Origin of the sequence: Acinetobacter sp. CIP 64.7, assembly GCF_000369745.1 — a bacterium.
GTDB lineage: Bacteria > Pseudomonadota > Gammaproteobacteria > Pseudomonadales > Moraxellaceae > Acinetobacter > Acinetobacter fasciculus.
Genome location: NZ_KB850187.1, coordinates 8,165 through 8,785, shown reverse-complemented (window position 1 = coordinate 8,785; position 621 = coordinate 8,165). Strand labels below are relative to the sequence as shown.

Annotated in this window: 1 pseudogene and 1 other annotated feature; the pseudogene reads left to right on the top strand. The window is 40.6% G+C overall.

Annotated features, from left to right (window positions below):
- Window positions 1-47: 47 nt before the first annotated feature.
- A pseudogene (locus F890_RS18420) lies at window positions 48-621 on the top strand (IS3 family transposase); the annotation flags it as partial.
- Window positions 323-439 (top strand) — a sequence feature (AL1L pseudoknot). (Overlaps the previous pseudogene by 117 nt.)

Sequence of the window (621 nt, the reverse complement as noted above, 5' to 3'; positions counted from 1 at the left end):
AGATGAGAAGCATTGCTTCGCAAGACGTAGCGAAGCGTAGTGTCCCGATGACAAAATTAAAATATACCCCTGAAATCAGAGAAAGAGCGGTTCAACTATTGATTGAATCTGAAAAAGATTATCCATCGAATTGGGCTGCGATCACAGCTATTGCTCCTAAAATCGGTTGTACTCCTGAAACATTGCGTGTTTGGTATTTAAAGCATATGGATCAACTAAATCCTGCCAAAGTACAACAGATATCTGACCAAGAAAAAATGAAGCAAATGGAACGTGAAATTAAAGAATTAAAGCGTGCCAATGAAATTCTACGCAAAGCAGCCGCTTTTTTCGCCCAGGCGGAGCTCGACCGCCCACACAAATAATGGTGGATTTTATCCATAACAATAAAGACTTATATGGTGTTGATGCGATTTGTAGAATTTTACCGATTGCAGCTTCGACCTATTATCGGGCTTTAGATCTCGTTGATAACCCAGAACATCGAGCGAAACCTGCTCTGCATGATTTACATCATGCTGAGGAGATTAAACGAATTTGGAAGGAAAGTTCAGGTCGATATGGTGTACGTAAAGTCTGGCAAAAACTGAAACGTGAAGGCTATATTATTGCACGCTGTAC